Here is a 17,732-nt window from a genome sequence, read left to right on the forward strand (position 1 = left end):
GGTCCCATTCCGAACCCGGAAGCTAAGCCTGACAGCGCCGATGGTACTGCAACCGAAGGGTTGTGGGAGAGTAGGACACCGCCGAACTTACGTTGAGAAAGGCCCCGGTCGAGAACCCCACGGTTCTCCCGGGGCCTTTCCCTATTCCCCGGCCGGCCGGCGCAGCAGGCACGTGTCCATGATCCAGCCGTGCCGTTCCCGCGCCTCCGCCCGGACGCGCCGGATCTCCTCGGCCAGCGAAGACGTCAGCGGGCCCGAACGCAGGATTTCGTGCGGCGTGCCGATGTAGGCGCCCCAGAAGATCTGCAGCCCCTCGTCGACGTAGCGGTCGAACGTCGTGTGGGCGTCCAGCAACACGAACACGTCGTCGGCCCCGTCCGGCCAGCCCGAAGCGAGACGGCGGCCCGTCGTCAGCTGGACCGCCCGGCCGATCTGGTTCATCGTCGTCCGGTGGCGGGCCACCAGGGCCGAGATGCTGCTGATCCCCGGCACCACCTCGTACTCGAACGAGACGTTCCCCCGCGCCAGCACCGCCTCGATCAACGCGATCGTGCTGTCGTACAGCGCCGGGTCGCCCCACACCAGGAACGCCCCCGCCTCGTCCGGGCCCAGCGACGAGACGATCAGCGACTCGTACACCGAGGCCCGCGCGGCGTGCCAGTCCGCCACCGCCGCGCGGTAGTCCGCCGGCGTGCGGTCACGTGGGGGATCCGAGGCCACCACCACGCGGTACTCCCGCGTCACGAACCGGTCCAGGATCTCCTGGCGCAGCCGCACCAGGTCGGCCTTCTCCGACCCCTTGTCGAGGACGAAGAACACGTCGGCGCGGTTGAGGCGGTCGATGGCCTGGACCGTCAGGTGCTCGGGGTCGCCGGCGCCGATGCCGATCGCGTAGATCTTCCGCATCCCGCGAGTCTGGCGGGCCCCGATGGAGAACCCCTACCCCCGATGGGTATAAAGGATGGAGACGAAAGGAGCGGGAAATGGCCGAAACGACCTACACCGTCGAGGGCATGACCTGCGGGCACTGCGCCACGTCGGTCCGCGAGGAGGTCTCCGAGCTCGACGGCGTCCGGAGCGTGGACGTCGACGTCCAGAGCGGACGCGTGACCGTGACCAGCGACACCCCGCTCACCACCGACGCGGTCGCCGCCGCCGTGACCGAGGCCGGCTACCGCCTGGTCGCGTGAGCCCGGCCGACGTGACCACCGCGGCCCGCGTCGAGCTCGCCATCGGCGGGATGACCTGCGCGTCCTGCGCCGCCCGCGTCGAGCGGAAGCTCAACAAGGTCGACGGCGTCACCGCGACGGTCAACTACGCCACGGAGAAGGCGCAGGTCAGCTACCCGGACCGGCTGTCGGTCGACGACCTCAAGGCCGTCGTCGAGGCCGCGGGCTACACCGCGCGGCTCCCCGAGCCGGAAGTGCGGGAGGAGACGCCCCGCAATCGTTTGCTGGTCTCCGCCGCGCTCACCGTTCCGCTGATCGCGCTGGCGATGGTCCCCGCCTGGCAGTTCCCGGGCTGGGCGTGGGTCGCGCTCGCCCTCGCCGCCCCGGTCGTGACCTGGGGAGCCTGGCCCTTCCACCGCGCCGCCGCGGTCAACCTGCGGCACGCGACCGCCACGATGGACACGCTGATCTCACTCGGCGTCGTCGCTTCCGTGGCCTGGTCGCTGTACGCCCTCGTCTTCGGCGGGGGCCACCACGACCTGTACTTCGAGGTCGCCGCCGCCGTCACCACGTTCATCCTGGCCGGCCGGTACTTCGAGACGCGCGCGAAGCGCCGCGCCGGCGCCGCCCTGCGCGCCCTCATGGACCTCGGCGCGAAGGACGTCACCGTGCTCCGCGGCGGCGAAGAGCACCTGGTCCCGGTCGCAGACCTCCACGAAGGAGACCTCTTCCTCGTCCGGCCCGGCGAGAAGATCGCCACGGACGGCGTGATCACCGAAGGGGGCTCCGCGGTCGACACGAGCATGCTCACCGGTGAGCCGGTGCCGGTCGAGGCCGGGCCGGGGGACGCGGTCACCGGCGCCACCGTCAACGTCGGCGGCCGGCTGCTCGTCCGCGCCACCCGCGTCGGCGACGACACCCGGCTCGCGCAGATGGCGCGGCTCGTCGAGGCCGCGCAGAACGGCAAGGCCGAGGTCCAGCGGCTCGCCGACCGCGTCTCGGCGGTGTTCGTCCCGCTGGTCGTCCTCGCGGCGCTGGCCACGCTGATCGGCTGGCTCGCGACGGGTGGCCGCCCGGACCAGGCGTTCGCCGCCGCGGTCGCGGTGCTGATCATCGCCTGCCCCTGCGCGCTCGGCCTCGCGACCCCGACGGCGCTGCTCGTCGGCACCGGCCGCGGCGCCCAGCTCGGCATCCTCATCAAGGGTCCCGAGGTGCTCGAGTCCACCCGCCGCGTCGACACCGTCGTCCTGGACAAGACCGGCACCGTCACCACCGGCCGGATGACCCTGGTCGAGGGTGATGGCGAGGCGCTGCGGCTGGCCGGCGCCGTCGAGGCCGCCTCCGAACACCCCATCGGCCGCGCCATCGCGGAGGCGGCGAAGCAGCGGTTCGGCCCGCTGCCCGCGGTCACGGAGTTCCGCAGCACGCCGGGCGTCGGCGTGACCGGCGTGGTCGGCGGGCGCGCCGTCAGTGTCGGGCGCGCCGAGGGCAGCGCCGGGACGACGGTCGGGGTGACCTGGGACGGCGAGCTCCGCGGGCGGCTGGTCGTCGCCGACACGATCAAGCCGACGTCCGCGCAGGCCGTTGCGGAGCTGCGCGCGCTCGGCCTGACGCCGGTGCTGCTGACCGGCGACAACGCCGGCGCGGCGCGGGCCGTCGCGGCCGAGGCGGGGATCGGCGAGGTCGTCGCCGAGGTGCTGCCGGAGGAGAAGGTCGCCGTCGTCAAGCGGCTGCAGGCCGAGGGCCGCGTGGTGGCGATGGTGGGCGACGGCGTCAACGACGCCGCCGCGCTCGCCCAGGCCGACCTGGGCCTGGCGATGGGCACCGGCACCGACGCGGCGATCGAGGCGAGCGACCTGACCCTGGTCCGCGGCGACCTGCGGGTGGCGGCCGACGCGATCCGGCTCGCCCGGCGGACCCTGTCGACGATCAAGGGCAACCTGTTCTGGGCGTTCGCCTACAACGTGGCGGCGCTGCCGCTCGCCGCGCTGGGCCTGCTCGACCCGATGATCGCGGGCGCGGCGATGGCCTGTTCGTCGGCGTTCGTGGTCAGCAACAGCCTCCGGCTGCGCCGCTTCCGCTGACACCCCGGGAGGGTATAGTCGCGGGCAGGGAGTGCCGACGACGGGGACAGGTGGGCGATGACGGGTTACGGCAACGAGCGGGACGCCTATCTCAAGCGGCTGCGCCGGATCGAGGGGCAGATCCGCGGGCTGCAGCGCATGGTCGAGCAGGACAAGTACTGCATCGACATCCTGACCCAGGTCTCGGCGGCGACGAAGGCATTGCAGTCGTTCTCCCTGGAGCTGCTGGACGAGCACCTGGCGACGTGCGTGGTCCAGGCGGCGGCCGCGGGGGGCGAGGAGGCGGATCTGAAGGTGCGGGAAGCCTCGGACGCGATTGCGCGGCTGGTGCGCTCGTAGCTCGGGGCCGGACGGGGCATCTCGCGTGCTGGGCGGGGCATCACCGGTGATCCGGCGGGCAGCATGCGTGATTGGCGGGGCATCAGGGGTTCGCGGCCTGGTCAGCGCACCAGGACCGCCAGCGTCAGGCCGCCCGCGTTGGTCGTGAAGTGCACGATCACCGACGCCAGCACGCCCCGGCCCACGTGCCGCCACCAGTGCAGGAAAACCCCGGCCGCGGCCGCCGCGGTCATGGCCAGGATCTGCAGCACCGCCGTCGGCGTCGAACCGAACACCTCGTGCACCGCCGCGTTGCGGCCGATCGCCAGTGCCGGGAGCGCGTGCCACAACCCGAACAACGCCGCCGCGGCCAGAATCGGGCGCCAGTGCCACCTCTCGTCCGCCGCCCCGAGGAGGGCCGGGAGGACGCCGCGGAACGCCACCTCTTCGATCAGGACCGTGCCGAACAGGATGCGGCCGCACGTCAGCCACAGCAGCTGGCCGAAGTCGGGGTCGCCCACCCGGCCGTCCTGGTACACCGTGCGCAGGGCCGGGACCGCCAGCGCGACGCCGAACACCACCGCCACCAGCCCCGCTCCGGCCAGGCCCACCAGCGCCGGGCGGCGGACCGTGCGCAAGCCCAGGTCGCGCCACGAACATCCGGCCGCACGGGCCAGCGCCACCAGCACCACCGCCGCCACCAGGCCGCACAGCGGGTACGCCCAGCCCGGCAGCACCCGGTTCGCCAACGTCGTCGACGCCGCCAGCGTCACCACCGCCGCGGCCACGGCCGGCCCGCGCCGGACCGCAGCGGCCTGGGTCAACCGACCGCCAGGTCGTCCGCCGGCGAGCGGCGCTGGACCGGCACTCTCTTCGACATCGGCAGCGTCGCCTCCGGGTCGAACGGGACCGGGCGGTCGTCGAGCGCGATCGCCGCGTCCGCCAGCAGGGCTCGGCAGCCCGTCAGGCTCGCCTGGAGCCTGTCGCGGACCTCGGACAACGCCGTGACCTCGCGCTCGGCCGCCTCGATCAGCGATTCGCCGTGGCGGGTCGCGTCGGTGACCAGCTGCGCCGCCTTCTCCCGCGCCGCGGCCAGCTCGCCTTCGGCCGTCGCGACCAGCTGATCCGCCTTCGCCCGGGCGGCCGCTTCCTGCTCGGCGAGCTCACGCATCGCGTCGGCGCGCCGGACCGTCATCGCGCGCGTGTGGTCCTCTTCCAGCTCGGCCCGGCGGTGCGCCGCGGCTTCGTCCAGCTCACGGCGTCGCTGCTCGGCCGCACGCATGAACTCCTCGTGCTCGGCGCGCTGCCGCGCCTGCTCGGCCTCGGCTTCCGCGACCAGCCGGCGCTCCTTCTCGGTGAGCCGGACGGCCTCCGCCTCGGCCTCGCGGCGGATCCGCTCCGCCGTTTCCGTTGCCTGCGCGGTGATTTCCGCCGCTTCCTCGCGGGTCAGCTCGATCATCCGGCGGGACCGCTCCTGCAGCGCGTCGGCCGGGATCGGCGTCATGCTGATCCGGTCGATCTTCACGCGGAGCTCACGGTTCTCCTCGGCGAGGGCCTGCCCGCGCCGGCTCGCCGCGTCGCGTTCGGCGGTGAGCCGGCGGATCTCGGCCTCGGCCCACTCGACGTATTCGGTGACCTGTGCGCGCTGGAAACCGCGCCACGCCAGGTCGAATCCGGGCTGCGTGCGCGCCACGTCCTCGCCACCGCCGGGGGCCATGCCTCACCTCCGAATTGGATGGTTTCTCCCCGGCCGCGTGATTCCGTTGCGGTACCGGGGAATTTCACGTGTACCCCAGTGTGCCGCAAACCCGCCGCCGCGCGCCCCCCGGGCGGGCGATCATTCGTCGAACGGTTCCCCGCGGCCGGTGGACGTGCTCCGCACGCCGGGCAGTTCGGCCAGTTCCCCGGCCAGGTCGTAAAGATCACCGCGCCCGTCGAGGCGCAGCGTCACGATCGCGATCCGTTGTCCCTCTTCGGAAAGCGGCTCGTGGTCGACGTCGACGTGGTGCACCGACCAGCCGCGCCCGGTGCAGACGGCGAGGGCGGCGCGCAGGACGCCGTGGCCGTCGAGGTAGCTCAGCCGGACCACCGGCGGCTCACGGCGGTGGCGCGCGACGAACCGCTGCAGCGGTGGGAGCCCGCGGGTCACCACGAAGTGCCCGACGGTCGTGCCGGCGGCCAGCACCGGCAGCCCGGCCCCGCACGCCGTGCCGACGGCGGCGGTGAGCCAGATGGTCGCCGCCGTGGTCAGGCCGCGCACCGCGTCGCGGCGGACGAAGATCAGGCCGCCGCCGACGAAGCCGATCCCGGACACGATCTGCGCGGCGATCCGCGACGGGTCGAGCGAAACGTGGTCGAGGCCGAGCAGGTCGGCGAAACCGTACTTCGACACGAGCATGAACACGGCCGAGCCGACGCCGACCAGGGCGTGCGTGCGCAGCCCGGCGGCCTTCATGCCGGCCTCGCGTTCGAGGCCGATGGCGACGCTCAGCACGAGCGCCAGCAGGACCGGCGGCAGCAGTTCCCACTGCGCCGACGTGGACCACAGGGTGGGCAAGGAACCTCCGACTGGCTTCGGGTGGTGGCACGCGAGGAGAACCGGCGACGCCGTCACCAGGGCATACTGAGCCCCTGGCGGTGATCGTGCCAGGGTGAGGTGGAGCTGTGACAGCGACCCGGCCGGTCCCGGCACCGGACTTCGTGGGCTACCCGGAGGTCCGGCGCGGCATCCGCGCGCTGCTCGAGGCGCGGCCCGGCAGCGGCCACCGCCCGGTGCCGGCGTGTCCTGAGTGGACGGTCACCGACCTGCTCGAACACCTCACCGGCATCGCCGAGCGGGTGCTGGCCCGCCACGGCGGCACCCCGCCACCAGCGCCCGACGAGCCGCTCGGCGTCCCCGCCCTGCTCGACCGCTGGGACGACGTCGGCGCGGAGGTCGACCGGCGGCTCGCGGCCGCGGGCGGGGCCAGCGGTGAGATCATGGTCATGGACGCCTACACCCACGAGCTGGACCTGCGCGCGGCCCTCGGGGTGCCGCCGCCGGCGGAGCACGCGGCCTGGGCGCCGAGCTTCGCGCTGCTGGTCCGCGGCTTTTCCGGCTCCCTCGCCGGCCACGGCTTGCGGCCGCTGCTCCTGCGCACGACGGGCGGCTCGACGTGGACGGCGGGCACGGGACGGCCCACGGCATCGGTGACGGCTTCGGCCTATGACCTGTATCGCGCGCTGGCCGGCCGGCGTTCGGTCGGGCAGCTGGCCGGGATGGCGTGGAGCGAGGCGCCGGGGCCGTGGTTGCCGGCGTTCACGTGGGGGCCGTTCGCGCCGCCGGTGCGGCCGGGCGGGTGAGCGCCTGTCCGAGGGCTCGGCGGGGCCGGTTTTGGCTGCTGGGTGGGGTTGCTGAGTAGCGCCGCCGGGGCGGGCTGGGTGGATGAGCGCGGCGGTGGCCTTGGTGGGCCTTGGCCGCTGCGCGGGTCGCTGAGTAGCGCCGCCGGGCGGGCCGGGTGAGTGAGCGCCGTGGTGGCCTTGGCCAGGCTCGGTCGCTGCGCGAGCCGCTGAGTAACCCGCCGAGGCGGGCTGGGTGAGTGAGCGCTGCGGGTGACTTTGGCGGCCTTGGCCGTTGCGCGGGATGCTGAGTAGCGCCGCGGTGCGGGCCGGGTGGATGAGCGCCGCGCCGGCTGCCTTCGAATCAGGCTCAGCCGCCCGGTGGGGTCACCGTCAGCACGGCCGCCAGTGCCAGCACCACCACGCTGAGCACCACCTCCACCGCCACCGCCCCCCTCAGGCGCTGCAGGCTTGCCGTCTTCGTCGCTCCTTCGCCCGCTGTCCCCGTCAACCCCTCGTGCACCGCCCGGCGCGACCGGCTCGCCACCGCCAGCAGCGCCGCGAAGCCCGCGATCTTCAGCAGCACCAGCAGCCCGAACCCGGTGGTCCACAGCGTCGGCAACGACGGCATGATGCGCAGGGCCAGCACCGCCCCGCTGAGCGCGATCGCCCCCACCGAGCCCGCCGCGAGGCGCGAGAAGCGCGCCGCCACCGGGGGCAGGTCCTCGCCGGCCGCCGGGCGGAACAGGGCCAGGGACAGCTGGGTCAAGCCGCCCGCCCAGATCGCGATCGCGCCGAAGTGGACGAGGTCCGCCGTCACCGACACGAACATGATCGGGTCCGTGACCGGGTGGCCCGTGGCCGAGAACGTCAGCAGCACGACGAAGCCGCTCACGATGGCCAGGTTCTCGTAGCGGGACCGCAGCCGGTCCGGAAGGCGCGGCCGCAGCAGACCCGGCAGCAGCACCGTCAGCGCGCCCACCCCCGCCAACCTCAGGAGCAGCAGCTTCCCGTAGGCGACGCGCCAGGTGTCCGCCAGCAGCCCCGTGTCGAACACCGCTTCCAGGTCCCGGCCGGCCGCGTACGGGCCCTGCAGCACGAAAGTGGCCACCGTGGTCACCGCGACCAGCCCCGCACCCCAGTTCAGGAGCCGCCGGGCGCGGGGGTCGGTGCGGGCCGACGGGCGGCACAGCACCACGAACGCCAGGCCGCCGAGCAGCACCACCCCCAGGTAGGCGAGCCAGCGCACCGCCGTCGACAGCGTGCTGACCGCCGCGTCCGTGCCGGTGGCCGCCGACACCGCGCCCGCCGACGTCACCAGCGGCCCGGTGCCGACCACGAACGCGAAGGTGCCGCGCACCGGGTGGGAGTCGGCCGAGACGAACGCGTACTCGACCAGGTAGCTGCCGTCCGGCAGGCCGGGCTTCAGCCGCACCGCGACCTGCTCGGCGGCCTCGCCCGGCTGGAACACCGGCCCGGTGTCCACCTGCCGGCCTTCGAGGTCGACGACCTTGATCGACCCGGGCTGGATCCCGACGTTCTCCGACAGGGTGACCGACACGAGGGACGGCGCCGCACTCAGGCGGGCACCGTCCCCGGGGGCCGACGACACGATCTCGACGTGGGCCGACGCCGGCGTGGCGCTGAACAGCAGCCAGCCGGCGAGGAGCGCCAGCAGCGCCAGCGCCCGCTTCACGACGCGGCGAGCACAGGCTGCCTGGGTACGCCGCAGGAGCAGCCGGTCAGCTTGCGCTCGGCGGCCGAGGCCCGCCGGTGCAGGACGACCGCGACGATCATCGGGATGGTGACGATCGTGTTGTAGAACAGGTGCAGCTCCACGCGGGGCACCAGCAGCTGGATGATGCTCGTCGGCACCTTCTGCCCGGCCAGCCGCCAGCCCGACTGCGCCTGGATGAACAGCAGCAGGTGCTCGATGTGGTGCCAGAACTGGATGCCCAGCGCGAGGTTCCACCACTGCCGCGACCGGCCCGCGAAGCCGTGCCGCAGCACCCACAGGAAGACCAGCATCACCAGGGCGTACCCGTAGTGCAGCCACTCCTGCGAGATCAGCCACGGGAACGGCATGCCGAGCACGCCGCGCGCCTTCGAGGTGGGCCAGCCGAGGCCGTAGATCTGGACGGCCTGGACGATGTGCTCGGCCCAGTGCGCGACCACGATCACCATGAACACGGCCAGCGCGCGGTGGTGGTGGCGGCGGTTGAGCTCGCCGAGGAACCCGCCCGGCCGGGCGACTTCGGACGTCGACATGTACACCCCAGTGTCTCGCGAATCCGGCATTTCGGTGGTGCATCGACGATATCGGCCCGGAGGCGGCCGCCGATTACTCCAGAGTGCTGATTCCGGAACGGGAATTGCGGCACCCGGCGGATTGCGCCGGGGCCGCGGGCCGGAAGGTCCGGAACGGACGGGGTCAGTGCAGCGCGAGGCCGGTCGAGCGCTCCGGCGCCGGCGGGATGTGGAACAGCCGGGTGAACACGTCGAGGTGGGCGGGGTCGCCCTCCAGCCGGACCTTGCCGCCGTCGATGGCGTCCTGCGCGGACAGGCTGCCGGTGAGCAGGTCGAACAGGGCCGGGCCCTGGGGCTCGATCACCAGGTCGGCGTCGGGCAGCGCGCCGGCGGACGCCTTGAGCGCGCCGTCGTCCACCATCGCGTGCACGATCATCTCGCCGCCCAGGTGGTGCAGCTCGTAGTTCAGCCGCACGCCCGCGGCGGCCTCCTCCTGGAAGGTCGCGTACAGCGAGATGATCGCCGTGTCCAGGGTGAACGCGTCGTCCGGCTTCGGGTAGCTCAGCGAGCGCGCGCCCCACAGGCCGAGGTCGAGCACGATCTGGTCGAGCTCGGCACCGTACTCGGTGAGCTCGTAGACGACGCCGGCGTCCAGCTGCGACAGGACGCGGCGGCGGAGGACGCCCGCCTCCTCGAGCTCGTTGAGGCGCGAGGTCAGGATGCTCACCGGGATCCGCGGCAGCGTGCGCTGCAGGTCGTTGAACCGCTTCGGGCCGAGCATGAGGTCACGCACGACGAGCAGCGACCACCGTTCGCCGACGATCTCGAGCGCCCGGGCGAGGCCGCAGAACTGTCCGTAGGTGCGAGCAGAGGTAGGCATACTCGGGTCCTCACTTGTCTCGAAGGCCGGCCCGGGAGCGGTCCGATTCGCGCAGGGCCGCGACTTCGGTTACGGTGCGCCGTGCCGCCACGGGCGTCGCTGTCTACGGTGACGGGTGCCTGCCGCGCGCGGCCAGTGAGCCGCGCACTGCCACGCCATGCGTTTTCCATGTTCAAACGTGGGAAACGCATGTCTTTCCGCGTGCTCGCGGCACTGGCCCCCCGGTCACCAGGAGGAGCAGGATTCTGATTCCTCGTCTCGCTCACCCGACGACCGGCAGGAGAGCGCATGCGCAACGCAGCGGTGGACGCCCGGGTTCCGGCAGGCGAGGGCGAGCCCGCGCCCGCGCCGGCCGCCACCCCGGCTCCCGCCTTCCGGCGGCACCTGCGGGCCGAAGTGCGGGCCGGCAAGGGGGCCTACCTGTTCTCCGAACAGGGTGTCATCGCGATGCGCGGCGCCAAGATCGAGTCGCTGGCCGCGCTGCTGGACGGCACGCACGACCTCGAACGGCTGCTGCGCGGCCGTCCCGGCGGGATGGCGCCGGAGGAGGTCGCCGCCCTGCTCACGCAGCTGGTCGACGCCGGCCTGGTGACGTTGCGCAGCCCGGCCGCGCAACCGCGGCCGGGCGACGAGGGCGTGCTGGCCTACTGGGACGCCTGTGGCGTCGACGCCGACCTCGCGGCCGCGCAGCAGGGCACCGTGCGGCTGACCGCGGTGGGCGACGACGCCGACGGCGTCGACCCGGGCGTGGTCGAGCGGGCGCTGGCCGGCGCCGGGCTCGGCGTGCGCACCGACGGCGGCCCCGCGGACCTGTCGGTCGTGCTGTGCGCCGACTACCTCGACCCGCGGCTGGCCCGGATCGACGCCGAGCACCGGCGGGCCGGGCGGCCGTGGCTGCTGGCGCGCCCGTGGGGCGCCCACGTGTGGATCGGCCCGGTGCTGCAGCCGGGCGGCGCGTGCTGGCACTGCCTGACCCACCGGCTGTGGGGCCACCGGCACGCCGAGGCGTGCGTGCAGGAGGAACTCGGCCACGACGGCCCGGCGCGCCGTCCGGTGGCCGCCCTGCCGCCGCTGACCGCGGCCGCCGCGCACCTCGTCGCGCTGGAGGCGGCCAAGTGGGTGGCCGGCTACCGGTACCAGGGCCAGCAGTGCGTGTGGACGCTCGACACGCTCGACCTGCAGGGCCGGCTGCACGAGCTGCGCCGCCGCCCGCAGTGCCCGCGCTGCGGCGACCCGTGGCAGGTGGCGTGGCGCTCGACCCGCCCGGTCGTGCTGCAGCCGGCGAAGAAGGCGACCACCGGGGGCGGCGGGCACCGCACGGCGACCCCGGCGCAGATGCTCGACCGGCACCGGCACCTGGTCAGCCCGATCACCGGGATCGTCAAGGAGATCCAGCCCGACCCGGCCGCGCCGTGGTTCGCCAACGCCTACCGCTCGGGGCCCAACATCGCCCGGGGCGTCACCGGCATGGCGGCCCTGCGCGCCGGGCTGCGCTGCGAGAACGGCGGCAAGGGCGTCAGCCCGCTCGACGCCGAGGTCAGCGCGCTCTGCGAGGCCGCGGAACGGTTCTCCGGCAACTTCCAGGGCGACGAGCTGCGGATCCACGGCTCCTACGACGAGCTGGGCGAGCAGGCCATGCACCCCAACGAGAGCATGCTCTTCGCCGACCGGCAGTACGCCGAGCGGGTGACCTGGAACTCCGAGCACGCGGACTTCCAGCACGTCGGCGAGCCGTTCGACACCGGCGCCCGGATCGACTGGACGCCGGTGTGGTCGACGGCCGGGCGCCGCCGCCTGCTGCCGACGTCGTACCTGTACTACGGCACGCCGCGGGAGAGCGCGGCCCGCGGGGTGCGCGCCGACTCGAACGGCGCCGCGGCGGGCAGCAGCCTGGAGGACGCGATCCTGCAGGGCGCGCTGGAGCTCGTCGAGCGGGACGCCGTCGCGCTGTGGTGGTACAACCGCACGCCGGTGCCGGGCGTCGACCTCGCGTCCTTCGCCGACCCGTGGCTGGCGGAGATGTCGGCGAACTACGCGGCGATCGGCCGTGAGCTGTGGGTCCTCGACGTGACCTCGGACCTGGGGATCCCGGTGACCGCCGCGCTGTCCCGGCGGACCGACAGCCCGCACGAGGACATCATGCTCGGCTTCGGCGCCCACCTCGACCCGCGGATCGCGGTGCGCCGCGCGGTGACCGAGCTCAACCAGATGCTGCCGATCGTGCAGGCCGCCGGCGCGGGCCTCGACGACCCCGACGCACGCCGCTGGCTCGCCCACGCCACCGTCGCGAACCAGCCGTACCTGCGGCCCGCGGCGGGGCAGCGGATGCGGACCGCCGCGGACTTCCCGTTCGTCAACCGGACCGACGTCCGCGACGACGTCGAGGCGCTGGGCCGGGTGTTCGGCCGCGCCGGGCTGGAACTGCTGGTGCTCGACCAGACCCGGCCCGACGTCGGGATCCCGGTGGTCAAGGTGCTGGTGCCGGGGCTCCGCCCGTTCTGGGCCCGGTTCGCGCCCGGCCGGCTCTTCGACGTCCCGGTCCGGCTGGGCCGGCTCGACGCGCCGACCCCCTACGAGCGGTTGAACCCGTTCCCGATGTTCCTGTGAGGGCGCCCCGCGGGGGCCCGTGTTCGTTGTTTCGCTTGAGGAGTTGGCCTTGCCTGCTGACCGCCCGGAAGGGATCCCGGAGACCGTCCGGCTCTGGTCCCTCACCGAAGACACCTTGCTGGAGGCGGGGGACGACGACGACACGGTCGTCGCGATCACCTGGTGGGGCGAGTACGAACTGGCGGGCGTACCCGGGCCGGTCCGCGAGTCGCTGAGCCGGATGGTGCTCGGCCCGGTGTCGATGGGCAACCTGACGTCCTCCGCCGGCGGCGGCGCGAACGCCTGGGCGGGCGCGCTGCGGAAGGTCCTCAACCGGCTGTCCGGCTCGGTGGTGCACTCGCTGGCGCTCAACGACGGCCGCGGGCCGGTCCTCTCGGCGATCCCGGTGACCCCGTCCCCGGTCTTCCCGACCGATCCGGTGCCGCCCGGGCGGCTGATCAAGCTGTCGCGGTTCTCGGCGATGCGCCCGGAGGACGGCGGCCTGCTGCTCGAGTCGCCCCGCGCCCGGTACCGGGTCGCGCTGCTGCGCCCGCTCGCGGTGACCGTGGCGTCGTCGCTGGCCGGCCCGGTCACCGTCGCGCAGGTCGCCGAGGCCACCGGGCTGGCCGAGCCGCTGGTGGCCGACGTCGCGGCGTTCCTGGTGGCCGCGGGCGTGGTGCTGGTGGCCGACGACTGGGCGGCGTTCGCCGAGGACACCGACGCCGAACTGGCCCTCTGGTCGCCCGACGACCTGATGTTCCACGCCCGCAGCCGGACCTGGCAGAAGGGCGGCCCGCCGGACCCGGAGGCGCACCGGGCGGGCGCCGAACCGCCGGTGGTCAAGCAGCTCACCGCGGGCCCGACCTTCCCGCTGCACCGGCCGGACCCGGCGGCGATCGAGGCGAGCGACCCGACGCTGACCGCGCTGCTCGAACACGACCACACGTGCCCCGAGGTCACCGAGCGCGCGTTGTCGGCCGAGCAGGTCGGCGAGCTGCTCTACCGCGCGGCCCGGGTGCGGTCGATCGGGCCGGCCCACCTGCCCGGCGGCCCCGGCCACGAGGCGTCGCAGCGGCCGTACTTCAGCATCGCCTGCCTGTACGAGCTGGAGATCTACGTCGGGATCAACCGCTGCGCGGGCCTGGCGCGGGGCATCTACCACTACGACCCGCTGTGGCACACGCTGACGCTGATCAACGACGACATGGGGGTCCTGGACGGCATGCTCGACGTGGCGATGATCGGCGCCGGCAGCCACCGCCGCCCCTCGGTGCTGCTGACGATGACCGCGCGGATGTCACGGATCGCCTGGGTGCTCGGCAGCGCCGCGTACGCGACGACGCTGGTGCACGTGGGCGCCCTGCAGCAGGTCCTCTACCTCGCGGCGAAGGCGATGGGGCTGACCGCGCACGCCGTCCCGGTCGACGCCGGCGAGCGCGTCGACCGCTCGCTCAAGCTGGAATGGCCGACGGAGGTGAGCGTCGGCGAGTGCGTCCTGGACTACCCGTTCGCCCGGTAGCCGATGATCGATCCGCACCGTCCTGCCCTGTTACCTTGGTAGCACTGGGGCGCGGGGGGTAAGCGGGAGGGGCCGTGGTTCGGCCGGTGCGCAGGCGGGGTACGGGAGTCCGGCGACGGGCCGGCGGGCCGTCGTCTCCTCCGTTGCGGGAGGAGCGGGCCGGGGTCCGGGCGCTCGTGTTCGGCGCGCAGCCGGTCGCGGTCGCCGCGATCGCGCTGCTCGCGTTCCTGCCCGTGCTGACCGGCCGGACGTCCTGGCCGGACCGGCTGGCCGCGCTGGCCTGCGCCGCCGCCCTCGCGGCCGGCCATCTGATCTGGTTCGCGCCCGGCCGGGCCGGCCGCCGGATCGTGGTGCTGGCCGCGCAGGCCGCGCTGGGTTTCGTGCCGCTGCTGCAGTTCGGCGTGCAGTGGAGCCCGGCGAGCGGGTTCTTCGCCGGCGGGCTGCTGCTGGCGTTCCCGCCGGCCAAGGCGGTACCCGGCGCGCTGCTGGCGTGCGTCGTGGCCGGGCTCGGCTCGGCGTGGCCCGGTCCCTCGGTGCACGTGGGCGTGGCCGGTGCGGTGGTCGCCGGCGTCGCCGCCCTCACCCTGTTCGGGCTCGGCACGTCCGCGGGGCTGGTGGCCGAGCGGGACGTCGAGGTGCGCGAGCTGAAGCGCCAGGCCATCGCCGAAGAGCGCAAGCGGTTCTCCCGGGACCTCCACGACCTGCTCGGGCTGAGCCTCTCGGCGATCACCCTCAAGGGTGAACTTGTCGACCGCCTGGTGCCCACCCGGCCCGAGCAGGCGAAGGAGGAGCTGGCCGAGCTGCTGGTGATGTCGCGGCGGGCGCTGGCCGACGTCCGCACGATCGCCGCGGGCTACCGCGAACTGTCGCTCGAGGAGGAGTGCCGCGCGGCGGCCGACGTGCTGAGCGCGGCCGGGACCCGGGTGACGGTGGCCCGGTCCGGCCTCGAGAACCTGCCGCTGCGGGTGGCCACGGCGCTCGGGACGGTGCTGCGCGAAGGTGTCACGAACGTGGTGCGCCACAGCACGGCCAGCTGGTGCGCGCTTTCGGTGAGCATCGGGGACGGGACGGCGTGGCTGGAGATCGTCAACGACGGCGCGGCCGGCGCGGCCGACGGCGGTCCGGACGCCGGGGCGGGCCTGCGGAACCTCCGCGACCGCATCGACGTCCTGAACGGCACGCTGACGGCCGAAGCGGGGCCGGACGGCACCCACCGGCTGCTGGTCGCGATCCCCTTGGAGCGTGCCGCGTCATAGCCGTCAGCGGTCTCGGTAAGCGTTTTCCCGGGTGGTTTTCCCGGTCGTGCGGCCGGATCGGGGTCCGGTGGGTCAGAGCCACTCGGCTTCGGTGGCGATCCGGATGGCGTGGACCCGGTTGCGGGCGTTCAGCTTCGTCACCACGGAAGCCAGGTAGTTGCGGACCGTGCCGGCCGAGAGGAACAGCTCGGACGCGATGTCGGACACCGTGCGCCCCTTGGCGGCCAGGCCCAGGATTTCGACCTCGCGCGGAGTCAGCGGGCAGTCGTCGGTCTCCCAGGCGGCCAGGGCCAGCTCGCTGTCGATGACGCGGCGGCCGATGGCGACCGAGCGCACGGCGTTCGCCAGCTTGTCCGACGGCGCGTCCTTCAGCAGGAAGCCGTTCACCTTGGCGTCCAGCGCGCGGCGCACCGTGCCCGGGCGGCCGAGGCTGGTCAGGATGAGCGTGTGGCAGTCGGGCAGGCTCTCGTGGATCTCGATCGCCGCCGACAGCCCGTCCTTGCCCGGCAGGTCGATGTCGATGACCGCGACGTCCGGGTGGGACGCCTTGGCGGCGGGCAGGATCTGGTCGCCCGAGGACACCTCGGCCACCACTTCGATGTCGGATTCCAGGTTCAGCAGGGCGACCAGGGCGCCGCGGACCATGTGCATGTCCTCGGCCAGCAACACCTTGATCACGTCGGTACCTCGCACCCCAGTTTGGCGACTCCGAACCGCAATTGTACGCCATTGCCCGGCCCGGCCGGTGTTTCTCGCGATCGGGGCCGCCGCAATAGGGGAATTCGTCCGCCACCTGCCCGATCGCGGGCCGGGCCGGCAATCCGGTGGCCGCTCCCCGCGGCTGGGCCGAATGGCTGCGCATCACCCCGAACAGGTGAGTCCGCCGCCCGCGGATTAACGGACGGCGGATTCGGTGCCCCGCAATTGCACGCTCAGCTCGCCAGCGGGCGGGAGACCGCGGCGTGGCGCAGGTCCGGCAGGGCCAGCAGGACGGGCGGGTCGAAGCCGTGCCGCGGGCGCAGCCGGACGTCGGCCAGGCTCGCCGTCACGCCGCGGTGGATGGTCACCGGCCCGGTCAGGCCGGTGAACGGCCGCAGCCCGTGGTTGTCGAGCGGGGTGGTCCCGTAGGCGTGCGTCAGGACGTACCAGGACCCCAGCGGGACGTCGGCCAGCGCGTACGGCCCCGGACCAGGCAGGATGGCGTACCGCGCCGGCGCGCCTTCGGCGATCCGGGCGGCGAAGAGCCCGACGAACACCGGCCCGACCTCGGCGGCGGCCGAGACGCGCAGCTGACCGCGCACGGTCGCCCCGGACCCCGGCTGGGCCTGCCGGTCGGCGATCCGCGGCGCCATGCCGTGCAGCTGGCGGTAGCCGGACGGCGAAACGCCCACGCTGCCGCTGAACCGCGCGCTGAACGTGCCGACGCTGTTGTACCCGACCTGGTGGCTGATGTCGGCCACCGAAATCACGGTCGTGGCCAGCAGGCGCTTGGCCTCCGCCAGCCGCAGGGCCGACAGGAACCGGCCCGGCGACAGCCCGGTGACCCGCAGGAACACCCGGGTGAAGTGGAACTTGCTGAACATGGCCGCGCGGGCGAGGTCGTCGATCGTGAGCCGCTCGCCCAGGTTGTCTCGCATGGTCACGATGGCACGTGCCACGGCTTGCCGGACGATCTCATCCATGGTGGGCCGTCCCCTCCGGTCGACGGTGCCGCGTCCGGGCCTTCCGGCGAAGGCGTCCGGGTGCGGGAAAAATGATTCCGACCAAAACTGTAGGACCGCGGACGTCTACTTCTTAAGTGCTCTGTGCACCGGTGCGGATGGATTTCACCGGTGGTCGACATGCGTTTTGCACATGCCCGGTTTGGCGCCCCCGAAGCTGGGTATCCAGCCTATGACGGATGCACATGGGGGCGGTGGACGACAGCACCGAGCACCCGTCCGATCGCGCAAGGTGACGAAACCAGCGTGATTCGACCTCGATTCGATGGCTGATTAGGCCGTTCGGCCTCCTTCTCGAAACCGCACGGACCATGTGTAAGCCACGGCGGCCCGGTGACGCGGGCACTGGCTGCGGCCGCATCACTGGGCGACGATTTATGTCACGTGAAGCATTCATCTTCGCCACTGGGAGCACACAATGTCCGCACAGGTTTCCGCCAACGTCCGTGCCCTTTTCGCCGATCTGGGTATCGAGGTCGAGAAGACCGTCACCGACCTGTCGATCGACCGGTTCGAGCAGTGGAGCGACGGCACCGCCGACGTCCGGCCGATCCTGGGCAGCATCTGCCGGCTCGACGTCCTCGAAGCAGCCTGAGCGTCGTTTCCGCTGTTCTCGTGTTTGACGGGCCGGTCA

The 17,732-nt window shown here is 73.3% G+C and carries 17 protein-coding genes and 1 rRNA gene; 9 read left to right on the plus strand and 9 right to left on the minus strand.

Annotated features, from left to right (window positions below):
* Positions 1-87: ribosomal RNA gene (gene rrf / locus AB0J55_RS44365) — 5S ribosomal RNA — on the plus strand; the annotation flags it as partial.
* Between the two features lie 54 nt (positions 88-141).
* On the opposite strand, the gene cobF is transcribed toward rrf, so the two are convergent.
* Positions 142-906 (minus strand): precorrin-6A synthase (deacetylating), encoded by a 765-nt coding sequence (cobF, locus tag AB0J55_RS44370; protein WP_364263770.1) that lies wholly within the window; start codon positions 904-906, stop codon positions 142-144.
* Positions 907-983: 77 nt separating this feature from the next.
* Here cobF and AB0J55_RS44375 point away from each other — a divergent pair, with 77 nt between their 5' ends.
* Genes AB0J55_RS44375 through AB0J55_RS44385 form a run of 3 tightly spaced genes read left to right on the plus strand, consistent with a single transcriptional unit; the run spans position 984 to position 3,592 of the window.
* Positions 984-1,190, plus strand: a complete 207-nt coding sequence (locus AB0J55_RS44375; RefSeq protein ID WP_364263773.1) for a heavy-metal-associated domain-containing protein — start codon at positions 984-986, stop codon at positions 1,188-1,190.
* Complete coding sequence (locus AB0J55_RS44380; RefSeq protein WP_364263776.1) at positions 1,187-3,253, plus strand: heavy metal translocating P-type ATPase; 2,067 nt, start codon at positions 1,187-1,189, stop codon at positions 3,251-3,253. Before AB0J55_RS44375 ends, AB0J55_RS44380 begins: the two co-directional genes overlap by 4 nt.
* Positions 3,254-3,310: 57 nt before the next feature.
* Positions 3,311-3,592: a metal-sensitive transcriptional regulator gene (locus AB0J55_RS44385; RefSeq protein ID WP_003089374.1), complete on the plus strand. Its 282-nt coding sequence runs from the start codon at positions 3,311-3,313 to the stop codon at positions 3,590-3,592.
* A 101-nt stretch (positions 3,593-3,693) separates the two neighbouring features.
* On the opposite strand, the gene AB0J55_RS44390 is transcribed toward AB0J55_RS44385, so the two are convergent.
* From AB0J55_RS44390 to AB0J55_RS44400, 3 genes are all read right to left on the minus strand, one after another.
* On the minus strand, positions 3,694-4,395 hold the full coding sequence (locus tag AB0J55_RS44390) for a CPBP family intramembrane glutamic endopeptidase (protein WP_364263779.1): 702 nt from the start codon (positions 4,393-4,395) through the stop codon (positions 3,694-3,696).
* Positions 4,392-5,288, minus strand: coding sequence for a M protein (locus AB0J55_RS44395; protein WP_364263782.1), 897 nt, complete (start codon positions 5,286-5,288; stop codon positions 4,392-4,394). The genes AB0J55_RS44390 and AB0J55_RS44395 overlap by 4 nt, the downstream gene beginning before the upstream one ends.
* Before the next feature lie 120 nt (positions 5,289-5,408).
* A complete protein-coding gene (locus tag AB0J55_RS44400) occupies positions 5,409-6,128 on the minus strand; it encodes an MgtC/SapB family protein (RefSeq protein ID WP_364263785.1) in 720 nt (239 codons plus the stop codon).
* A gap of 107 nt (positions 6,129-6,235) precedes the next feature.
* On the opposite strand from AB0J55_RS44400, the gene AB0J55_RS44405 reads away from it, so the two are divergent.
* Positions 6,236-6,913: a maleylpyruvate isomerase family mycothiol-dependent enzyme gene (locus tag AB0J55_RS44405; protein WP_364263788.1), complete on the plus strand. Its 678-nt coding sequence runs from the start codon at positions 6,236-6,238 to the stop codon at positions 6,911-6,913.
* Between the two features lie 346 nt (positions 6,914-7,259).
* Here the strand turns inward: AB0J55_RS44405 and AB0J55_RS44410 are convergent, their stop codons facing one another.
* From AB0J55_RS44410 to AB0J55_RS44420, 3 genes are all read right to left on the minus strand, one after another.
* Entirely contained in the window at positions 7,260-8,585 is a 1,326-nt protein-coding gene (locus AB0J55_RS44410; protein WP_364263791.1) for a copper resistance protein CopC, read from the minus strand.
* A complete protein-coding gene (locus AB0J55_RS44415; protein WP_364263794.1) occupies positions 8,582-9,157 on the minus strand; it encodes a hypothetical protein in 576 nt (191 codons plus the stop codon). The genes AB0J55_RS44410 and AB0J55_RS44415 overlap by 4 nt, the downstream gene beginning before the upstream one ends.
* Positions 9,158-9,320: 163 nt before the next feature.
* Positions 9,321-10,016, minus strand: a complete 696-nt coding sequence (locus tag AB0J55_RS44420; protein WP_003082626.1) for a winged helix-turn-helix transcriptional regulator — start codon at positions 10,014-10,016, stop codon at positions 9,321-9,323.
* A gap of 288 nt (positions 10,017-10,304) precedes the next feature.
* Here AB0J55_RS44420 and AB0J55_RS44425 point away from each other — a divergent pair, with 288 nt between their 5' ends.
* The 3 genes from AB0J55_RS44425 to AB0J55_RS44435 all read left to right on the plus strand — a co-directional run bounded on the left by AB0J55_RS44425 (position 10,305) and on the right by AB0J55_RS44435 (position 15,377).
* On the plus strand, positions 10,305-12,623 hold the full coding sequence (locus AB0J55_RS44425) for a TOMM precursor leader peptide-binding protein (RefSeq protein WP_364263797.1): 2,319 nt from the start codon (positions 10,305-10,307) through the stop codon (positions 12,621-12,623).
* A 49-nt stretch (positions 12,624-12,672) separates the two neighbouring features.
* A complete protein-coding gene (locus AB0J55_RS44430) occupies positions 12,673-14,121 on the plus strand; it encodes a SagB/ThcOx family dehydrogenase (protein WP_364263800.1) in 1,449 nt (482 codons plus the stop codon).
* A gap of 143 nt (positions 14,122-14,264) precedes the next feature.
* Entirely contained in the window at positions 14,265-15,377 is a 1,113-nt protein-coding gene (locus tag AB0J55_RS44435; protein WP_364263803.1) for a histidine kinase, read from the plus strand.
* 72 nt (positions 15,378-15,449) lie between these two features.
* Here AB0J55_RS44435 and AB0J55_RS44440 read toward each other — a convergent pair whose 3' ends face one another.
* Together AB0J55_RS44440 and AB0J55_RS44445 are read right to left on the minus strand one after the other, a co-directional pair.
* Positions 15,450-16,055, minus strand: a complete 606-nt coding sequence (locus AB0J55_RS44440; RefSeq protein ID WP_354827433.1) for a response regulator transcription factor — start codon at positions 16,053-16,055, stop codon at positions 15,450-15,452.
* Positions 16,056-16,309: 254 nt separating this feature from the next.
* Positions 16,310-17,059 carry an AraC family transcriptional regulator gene (locus AB0J55_RS44445; protein WP_364263806.1) on the minus strand — a complete coding sequence of 250 codons (750 nt, stop codon included), beginning with the start codon at positions 17,057-17,059 and terminating at the stop codon, positions 16,310-16,312.
* A 457-nt stretch (positions 17,060-17,516) separates the two neighbouring features.
* Between AB0J55_RS44445 and AB0J55_RS44450 the strand changes: the two genes are divergently transcribed.
* Positions 17,517-17,693 (plus strand): hypothetical protein, encoded by a 177-nt coding sequence (locus AB0J55_RS44450; RefSeq protein ID WP_199199291.1) that lies wholly within the window; start codon positions 17,517-17,519, stop codon positions 17,691-17,693.
* Positions 17,694-17,732 lie beyond the last annotated feature (39 nt).

Origin of the sequence: Amycolatopsis sp. NPDC049688 (genome assembly GCF_040674975.1) — a bacterium.
Lineage (GTDB): Bacteria > Actinomycetota > Actinomycetes > Mycobacteriales > Pseudonocardiaceae > Amycolatopsis.

What these genes read in the sequence shown, in the direction of transcription:
- cobF (WP_364263770.1), bottom strand. Translation starts at nt 906, where the DNA reads ATGCGGAAGATCTACGCGATCGGCATCGGCGCCGGCGACCCCGAGCAC.
- AB0J55_RS44375 (WP_364263773.1), top strand. Translation starts at nt 984, where the DNA reads ATGGCCGAAACGACCTACACCGTCGAGGGCATGACCTGCGGGCACTGC.
- AB0J55_RS44385 (WP_003089374.1), top strand. Translation starts at nt 3,311, where the DNA reads ATGACGGGTTACGGCAACGAGCGGGACGCCTATCTCAAGCGGCTGCGC.
- AB0J55_RS44395 (WP_364263782.1), bottom strand. Translation starts at nt 5,288, where the DNA reads ATGGCCCCCGGCGGTGGCGAGGACGTGGCGCGCACGCAGCCCGGATTC.
- AB0J55_RS44415 (WP_364263794.1), bottom strand. Translation starts at nt 9,157, where the DNA reads ATGTCGACGTCCGAAGTCGCCCGGCCGGGCGGGTTCCTCGGCGAGCTC.
- AB0J55_RS44420 (WP_003082626.1), bottom strand. Translation starts at nt 10,016, where the DNA reads ATGCCTACCTCTGCTCGCACCTACGGACAGTTCTGCGGCCTCGCCCGG.
- AB0J55_RS44425 (WP_364263797.1), top strand. Translation starts at nt 10,305, where the DNA reads ATGCGCAACGCAGCGGTGGACGCCCGGGTTCCGGCAGGCGAGGGCGAG.
- AB0J55_RS44445 (WP_364263806.1), bottom strand. Translation starts at nt 17,059, where the DNA reads ATGGATGAGATCGTCCGGCAAGCCGTGGCACGTGCCATCGTGACCATG.
- AB0J55_RS44450 (WP_199199291.1), top strand. Translation starts at nt 17,517, where the DNA reads ATGTCCGCACAGGTTTCCGCCAACGTCCGTGCCCTTTTCGCCGATCTG.